The organism is Corallococcus sp. AB030, assembly GCF_003668965.1.
GTDB classification, from domain to species: domain Bacteria; phylum Myxococcota; class Myxococcia; order Myxococcales; family Myxococcaceae; genus Corallococcus; species Corallococcus exiguus.
Genome location: NZ_RAWQ01000341.1, coordinates 1 through 5867, shown reverse-complemented (window position 1 = coordinate 5867; position 5867 = coordinate 1). Strand labels below are relative to the sequence as shown.

The 5867-nt window shown below is 70.8% G+C and carries 4 protein-coding genes and 2 pseudogenes; 4 read left to right on the top strand and 2 right to left on the bottom strand.

Annotation, left to right across the window (positions count from 1 at the left end; translation table 11 throughout):
• Nucleotides 1-120: pseudogene (locus D7Y15_RS46200) on the top strand (IS30 family transposase); the annotation flags it as partial.
• A 145-nt stretch (nucleotides 121-265) separates the two neighbouring features.
• Here D7Y15_RS46200 and D7Y15_RS41715 read toward each other — a convergent pair.
• Both D7Y15_RS41715 and D7Y15_RS41710 read right to left on the bottom strand, forming a co-directional pair.
• Nucleotides 266-2332 carry a S9 family peptidase gene (locus D7Y15_RS41715; protein WP_121756041.1) on the bottom strand — a complete coding sequence of 689 codons (2067 nt, stop codon included), beginning with the start codon at nucleotides 2330-2332 and terminating at the stop codon, nucleotides 266-268.
• 50 nt (nucleotides 2333-2382) lie between these two features.
• Nucleotides 2383-2904 (bottom strand): hypothetical protein, encoded by a 522-nt coding sequence (locus D7Y15_RS41710; RefSeq protein ID WP_120578796.1) that lies wholly within the window; start codon nucleotides 2902-2904, stop codon nucleotides 2383-2385.
• A gap of 374 nt (nucleotides 2905-3278) precedes the next feature.
• Between D7Y15_RS41710 and D7Y15_RS41705 the strand changes: the two genes are divergently transcribed.
• The 3 genes and pseudogenes from D7Y15_RS41705 to D7Y15_RS41695 all read left to right on the top strand — a co-directional run.
• Complete coding sequence (locus D7Y15_RS41705; protein ID WP_233597206.1) at nucleotides 3279-4403, top strand: AI-2E family transporter; 1125 nt, start codon at nucleotides 3279-3281, stop codon at nucleotides 4401-4403.
• A 14-nt stretch (nucleotides 4404-4417) separates the two neighbouring features.
• Entirely contained in the window at nucleotides 4418-5014 is a 597-nt protein-coding gene (locus tag D7Y15_RS41700) for a DedA family protein (RefSeq protein ID WP_121756040.1), read from the top strand.
• Between the two features lie 215 nt (nucleotides 5015-5229).
• Nucleotides 5230-5867: pseudogene (locus tag D7Y15_RS41695) on the top strand (cell wall metabolism sensor histidine kinase WalK); the annotation flags it as partial.

Sequence of the window (5867 nt, the reverse complement as noted above, 5' to 3'; positions counted from 1 at the left end):
GCCCTCTCCGGCAAGCAACTCGACGCCATCGCGCACGAACTTAACGGGCGCCCGCGTCAAACGCTTGCATGGCGAACGCCTGCCGAAGTATTCGCGTCAGCTGTTGCGACGACCGCTTGAGAGCGCCATCCCTACCCAGCTCCCGCCTGCTGCTGATTCAAAACCTGTCCGACTGTCGGACAGGTTTTCGCGGTTCGCGCTGACAGGGTGGCTCCTCTGGGTCCTCACCTTCTCATCCCGTGGGACGGCCTTCGTGTCCGAAGGCTCAGCGCGCCGGCGCCCGCACCTTCGGCTTCGACTCCGTCACCGCCGGCAGGTTCGCGTCGAACCAGTCCAGCGTGCGCAAGAGCCGGTCCTTCTGGTGCTCGGGCTTGCGCAGGCTGTGGCCCTCATCCGCGTAGATGACCAACTGGGTCTTCACGCCCAGCGTCTTCAGCGCCTTGTGGAACTCGTAGCCCTGCGACGCGGGGACCTCCAGGTCCCTTTCACCGTGCAGCACCAGCGTGGGCGTCTTCACCTGCTTCACTCCGTTGATGGGCGAGGAGCGCGTGTACACCTCCGGCTCGTCGTACACCGTCGCTCCGAAGTACGGCAGCATCCATGAGTCGATGTGGTTCGTGCCGTAGTAGCTCTGCCAGTTCGCGATGCCCGCGCCCGCCACCGCCGCCTGGAAGCGCTGCGTCCGAGTCACCGCCCACATCGTCAGGAAGCCGCCGTAGCTCCACCCAGTGATGCCCTGCCGCGCTGGATCCACCGGCGCTGACGCCAGCACCGCGTCCAGCCCCGCCAGCACGTCGTTGAAATCCCCGAAGCCGAAGTCCCGGCGGTTCGCCTGCACGAACGCTTCACCCTGGCCGTAGCTGCCTCGCGGGTTGGGCATGAACACCGCGTAGCCCCTCGCGGTGAACAACGCCGTCTGCGGATTGAAACCCGGCAGCACTCCCGCCGCCGGCCCTCCGTGCACCACCGTCACCATGGGCGCCTTGCGTCCGGACGCGTCCGGCACCGGCAACACCAGCCAGCCCTGCACCGGCTGACCGTCGCTCGTCCACGTCACGCTGCGCACGTCGCCCACCGTCACGCGCACGTCCGCGTTGAGGCGCGTCACCTGCTTCCACGCTCCCACCGGCCCCGTCCACAGCTCCGGCGCCTGGATGATGGCGTCGCGCACCACCGCGCTCGTCACGCCGTCCTTCCCCAGCGACACCTTCACGTGCTCCGGGCCCTTCCACAATGTCTTCACTTCTCCGCCGCCCGGAGCCACCGCCATCAGCGCGGCCTCGCCCTGCGCCTGCGCCACGAACACCAGCCGCTCCGCCGTGGGCCAGAACAGGTCCGTGGCCGTCGCCTTCAGCCCCTCCGTCACGTTCCGCGCGGGCGGCACCTTCGTGGGCAGCTCCGCCTTCTCCCCGAACCGCACCTTCGCCGCCAGCCGCTCCGGCACCGACACCACGAGCACGTCCCCGCCCGTGTTGCCCTCGTCGCTCATCAGCCCCTCGATGAACGCGAGCTGCCGTCCGTCCGGACTCCACGCGGGCTCCGCCACCTGCCACCTGGGCGTGTGCAGCAGCGACGTCTCTCCCGTCCCCGCCTCCACCGCGTACACCCGCGCGCTCCACCAGTTCGCATCCCCCGGTGGCTTCGAGGCCGTCACCGCCACCCGGGCGCCGTCCGGACTCCACGCGTACTCGTGGATGAACAAACTCGCGGGCGACACCCACCGCAGCCGCATGTCCTCCACCGCCACCACCGCGAAGCGCTTCACCGGCGGAGACGCCTGCACTACGCCCGTCTCGCGCGCCGCCGGCCCCCGAGGCCCCAGCGCGTCCTCCGCGCCCTCGATGACGAGCAGCCCCACGGACTTCCCGTCGGGCGACCACTTCGGCGCCGCCAGCACGCCCTTCACCGTGGTGAGCCGCCTCGCGGGCCCGCCCGTCCCCGATGCGTCCGCCACGTAGAGCTGTTTCGCCCGGCCCTCACCCGCAGTGGAGAGGAACGCGAGCTGCCGACCGTCCGGGCTCCATGACAGCGAACCCTCCGCGCACGGCGCGCCATCCTTCGACGCGGTGACGCGCACCGGCGCCCGCTCCGGATGCGCCAGCTCCCGCACCTGGAGCCTCGCGGCCTCCGCGGTCCCCGGCACCGACTCCACCCAGGCCACCCGCGTGCCGTCCGGCGACAGCGACACCTCGCGGATCCGCACCATCCGCTGGAGCGCGTCGTACGTCGCGCTGGCCTCCACCCGCACGGGCGCGGGCGCGGGCGCCGCTCCGAACGCCAGCGCGCCCCACACCCAACACCCCACCGCCACAGCCAGGCTTGCCGCTCGCATCCGCCGCCTTCCGAAAAGCACAGGAGGGCGGAGTCTAGCGGACCTCCCGCTCAGTGCAGCTGCGTGGGCAACATGGGCAGCCCGTGGAAGAAGCGCCGCCCGCTCTCGAAGCGGTGGTGGAACGTCACGCGCTGATCCAGGTACAGCCGCGCCATCTCCTCCTCTCCGTACGCGCGGAAGAACGCGGCGCGTGCTTCATCACAGGCCCGCTCGTACTCCACGCACAGCGCTTCCCAGTCTTCCGGTGGAAGCTCCCCTTCCGGCCAGCCCTCGCTGGTGAGGCCGTAGTCGCGCTCCATCGCGTCCAGCTCGCGCGCCCGCATCCTCACGCGCGGATCCTCCGCGATGGCCTCGTCCGCCATCGCCGTGAGGATGTGCGCCACCAGGAAGAAGCCCGCGTCCGGCGGCACCGCTCCCGCGTCCCGCGCGCCCCGGAACGTCACCAGCAGCTGCGCGTCCATCTCCTCGCCGCCCAGCTCCGCCAGCTTCGCCGCCAGCCCGCGCCACCGGGCCTCGGTCTCGAGGGCCTCCCGCCGCACCCCTTCCAGCTCCTGCTCACCCATCTTTTTCATGGTGTCCTCTCCCGGCCCGCGAAAGTCCCTTCCCACGAAGGTTCCCATCCACGTCTGACGCTCGGGCCCGGCAAACCGTGCTGTCCCCTTTTTCCACGACGTCCCGGCGCGTCAGGTGCACGACGCCCGAGCGCGGCGCCGTCACGTTGCGGACGCGCAACCGTGCTCGGGGGGACGGACGGCCTGGCGGCCAACCCGGGCGTTTCGGGGCTGCCGGGGTGACGAACCACCAGGCCGGTGATTGCGTCCGGTGGAGCCCCTTCGCGAACGCCGGGTGTCACCCGCAGGACGCTTGAGCGAGGCCCGGACCCGGCGCGCACACTTGGAAGCCGACAGTGGTTGCCGCCGGGCGCGGGATGACGCATCCGCAGGACATGAGGCCCGAAGCCGGTGGCCTGTCCTGGGGAGCCTCGCCGGTGTCCGAGCCCGTCGTCCCGCCGCAGCTGAAGTCCCAGGTGTCGCCCCGCACGGTGTTCACCGTGTGCCTCGTGGTGCTGGGGGTGATGGTCCTGGTGGTGCTCGTCGCCAAGACGCGCGTGGCGCTCACGCTCACCGGCATCGCGGCGCTCATCGCGCTGTCGCTGGAGCACGGCGTGTCGCGGCTGGAGAAGCGCGGCTTCAAGCGGTGGCTGGCCATCGCCGTGGTGCTGTTCGGGCTGTTCGTGGCCACCGTGGCGCTGGGCCTGCTGGTGATTCCGGACCTGGTGACCCAGGTGGACGCGCTGGTGACGCAGTGGCCTCACCTGTGGAAGCAGATGCGCGGCACCGGCATCTTGCGCGCGCTCAACCAGCGGCTTCAGAGCCTGGGCTGGAATGAACGGCTGGAGGAGGCCACGCCCGCGATCGCGGGCCCCCTGCCCGCGCTCCTGATGAGCGCCATTGGCGGCGTGGTGGGCCTCCTGGGCGGCATGCTCACCGTCTTCTTCCTGGTGGTGTTCATGCTGGTGTTCGGCGGCGGCGTGCTCAAGCGCCTGCTGGAGCTGGCCCGCCCCGACCACCGGCTGCGCTACGTGCGCGTGCTGCGCAACGTGTACACCGCGACGGGCGGCTACCTGTCCGGCATCACCCTCATCTGCGCCATCAACGCCACGCTCACCACCACCATGCTGGCGGTGCTGGGCATGCCCTTCTACCTGCCCCTGGGCGTGGCCAGCGGCTTCTCCAGCCTGGTGCCCTACGCGGGGCCCATCATCGCGGGCGGCATCATCACGCTGCTCACGCTGGCCACCGGCGGCCTGTGGAAGGCGCTCGCGGTGTTCATCTACTTCCTCCTCTACGGCCAGCTGGAGGGCAACGTGATGGCGCCGCTCGTGTTCAAGCGCACCGTGCACGTCAACCCGCTCGTCACCCTGCTCGCGGTCCTCTTCTGCGTGGAGCTGGCGGGCATCGTGGGCGCGGTGGTGGCCGTGCCCGTGGCGGCCACCCTGCAGATCATCGTCCGCGAGGTCCTCCTCTTCCGCCAGGAGCGCCGCGCCGCGGCCGTGCTCCCAGAGCCCTGACGGGCCGAGCCCCGATGACCGACTCGCCCCTCCAGCTCCTCGTGACACACGGCTCCGGCCCGCTGCTCTTCGTCGTGCTCGTGGCGGGAGGGTTGGGGCTGCCGTTCCCGGAGGACCTGGTGCAGCTGGCGGCGGGCGTGCTCTCGCACCGTGGCGCGATGCCGCTTCCGGCCGCCATCGCGCTGTGCTTCGCGGGCGTGCTGTGCGGGGACACCGTCCTCTTCTTCACGGCGCGCCGGCTGGGGCAGGCGCTCTACACGCACCGGCGCACGCGCCGCCTGTTCCCGCCCGAGCGCCGCGAGCGCATCCAGGGTCTGTACGCGAAGCACGGCTCGCGCGTCGTCTTCGTGGGCCGGTTCATGTCCGTGCTGCGCGTGCCGGTGTTCGCCATGGCCGCCGCGGAGGGCATGTCCTTTCGCCGCTTCCTTCTCTGGGACGGGCTGGCGCTGTGCCTGAGCTCGCCCCTGGTGGTGACGCTGGGCTACCTGGGCTCCGCGAGCGTGGACCGCGTGGCGAAGGGCGTGGGCCGCGTGGAGCACTTCGTCGCGCTGGCGGGCGTTGCCGCGCTGCTCGTCGTGCTCGCCGTGCGGCATGCCCGCGAGAAGCGATAGCCCCGCCCGGCCCCCTGAAATCCGCGAGCGGCGGTCCCTGCCACCCCACCCGGGGCCGAAGCAAGCAAGCTCACACTTGCTCTTGATGCCACGGCACGCGCCGCGTGAATCCGCTATCAAACCAACGGTTTCCCTGGACGAACATCCGAGGCCTCATGACTCTCCCCAGTCCCTCCCAGGCCGGTTCCACGGCGGTGTCGTCCCCGGAAGGGGGAATGGACTGGCTGTCCGGCGGCGGTGAGATGGGGCGGTTGATCCGCTCCATGGACTGGTCGGGGACGCCGCTCGGGCCGGTGGAGACCTGGCCGCAGAGCCTGCGCACGACGGTCAGCCTGTGCCTGTCCTCCACCTTCCCCATCCTCATCGCGTGGGGACCGGAGCGCGTGCAGCTCTACAACGACAGCTACCGGCCCATCTGCGGCGCGAAGCACCCGGAGTCCATGGGCCAGCCCTTCCGCGACTGCTGGGCCACGGCACTGCCGGTGGTGGGCGGCGTGTTCGAGAAGGCGGGCACGGGCGTGGGTTCCTACATCGAGAACCAGCGCATGTTCCTGGACCGGTACGGCTACCTGGAGGAGGCCTTCATGACCTTCTCCTTCAGCCCCATCCGCGACGAGTCCGGACGCGTGGGCGGCCTCTTCCACCCCATCACGGAGGTGACGGAGAAGATGCTCAGCGCGCGGCGCACGCAGACGCTGCGCGAGCTGTCCGCCCTCTTGGGCAAGGTGAAGACGTTGGAGGACATTGGCGCCGCGCTGCCGCAGTTGCAGCAGGACGCCGCGCTCGACGTGCCCTTCCTCCTCTTCTACCGCCGCGACGAGTCCGCCCCGCGCGTCCAGTGGGTGGGCGGGAT

Excerpts from the sequence above, each read along its gene's own strand:
- D7Y15_RS41705 (WP_233597206.1), top strand. The coding sequence starts at position 3,279 with ATGAGGCCCGAAGCCGGTGGCCTGTCCTGGGGAGCCTCGCCGGTGTCC.
- D7Y15_RS41715 (WP_121756041.1), bottom strand. The coding sequence starts at position 2,332 with ATGCGAGCGGCAAGCCTGGCTGTGGCGGTGGGGTGTTGGGTGTGGGGC.
- D7Y15_RS41710 (WP_120578796.1), bottom strand. The coding sequence starts at position 2,904 with ATGAAAAAGATGGGTGAGCAGGAGCTGGAAGGGGTGCGGCGGGAGGCC.
- D7Y15_RS41700 (WP_121756040.1), top strand. The coding sequence starts at position 4,418 with ATGACCGACTCGCCCCTCCAGCTCCTCGTGACACACGGCTCCGGCCCG.